1 protein-coding gene is annotated in these 1342 nt (G+C 70.6%); it reads left to right on the top strand.

Translation table 11 applies throughout. The features are described 5' to 3' along the window. Positions 1-56 precede the first annotated feature (56 nt). A partial coding sequence (locus ACZ6R6_RS49325) for a bifunctional metallophosphatase/5'-nucleotidase (RefSeq protein WP_470104479.1) occupies positions 57-1342 on the top strand: 1286 nt, incomplete at its 3' end.

The raw sequence follows: 1342 nt of genomic DNA, 5'->3' as shown, positions 1-1342 counted from the left end.
CGGCACTCGTCGCGGCCCAGCCGGGCCCGGCCCAGGCCCAGCCGCGTGAAGATCCCGTGGACGTCCAACTGCTGTCCATCACCGACTTCCACGGCTACCTGCAGCCGCTGAACGACGCGGCCAACGGCACCGTCAAGGACGCCCAGGGCAACAGCATCGTGGTCGGCGGCGCCGCCTACGTCGCCACCCACCTGAACAACCTCAGAGCCGGCCACCGCAACTCCATCACCTTCTCCACCGGCGACAACTTCAGCGGCTGGCCCACCGAGGTGGCCTACCACGCCGACGAACCGACCATCGAGTTCCTCAACCGGATCGGCGTGGAGTTCACCGCGGTCGGCAACCACGAACTCGACATCTCCCTGGAGTTCCTCCGCGACCACATGGGCAAGGGCCGCTGCTTCGGCCAGATCGACCTCGACAGCTGCTTCACCGACTCCACCGGCCGCCGCTTCCACGGCGCGGACTTCGCGATCTCCACCGCCAACATCACCCGCAAGGGCTCCAGCCGGCCGGTCCTGCAGCCCTACGTCATCAAACACGTCACCGCCGGCCACCGACGGATCCCGGTCGGCTTCATCAACCTGACCACCCCCACCACCGTCACCGGCTCGACCTCCTACCAGCCGCAACTGGACAACCTGGCCCTGGTGGAGACCGCCAACCGCTACGCCGCCGAACTACGCCGCCGGGGCGTGAAGGCGATCGTGGCCAACGTCCACGAAGGCGGCACCGCCGGCGACGTCTACGACCGGTGCAACACCAACCCCACCGGACCGGTCTTCGACTTCGCCAAGGCCGCCTCCCCCGACATCGACGCGATCGTCACCGGGCACTGGCACGCCCTGTTCAACTGCTCGCTGCCCGACCCGGACGGCAACCCCCGCCCGGTGGTCGAGGCGGCCAACCACGGACGGCTGATCAACGAGATCAACCTCAAGCTCGACCCGCGCACCGGTGAGGTCATCCGCTCGGCCACCACCTCGGTCAACCACCCGGTCACCCGGGACGTCACCCCCGACCCCGAGATGGTCAAGCTGGCCGACTACTGGAAGAGCCGCGGCGCGCAGACCTACGCCCGGCCGGTCGCCACGATCAGCGCCGACATCACCCGGGTCCGCGACGCCGACGGCGAGAGCGCGCTGGGCAACCTCGCCGCCGACGCCCAGTACGCCGACTCCCGGCGCACCCCGGGCGGCGGCGCCGACCTGGCGCTGGTCGCCGTCGCACCGGCGAAGGGCTCGACCTCGCTCCGCGGCGACCTGCGCCACGCCAAGGGCGCCGACCCCGCCGACCGCGACGGCACCGTGCTGTTCGGCGAGGCGTGGGCGGCCTTCGGCTA

The organism is Streptosporangium sp. NPDC048886 (assembly GCF_055586905.1).
The sequence above is the reverse complement of the archived record's forward strand: the minus strand, read 5'-3'. Positions and strand labels throughout refer to the sequence as shown.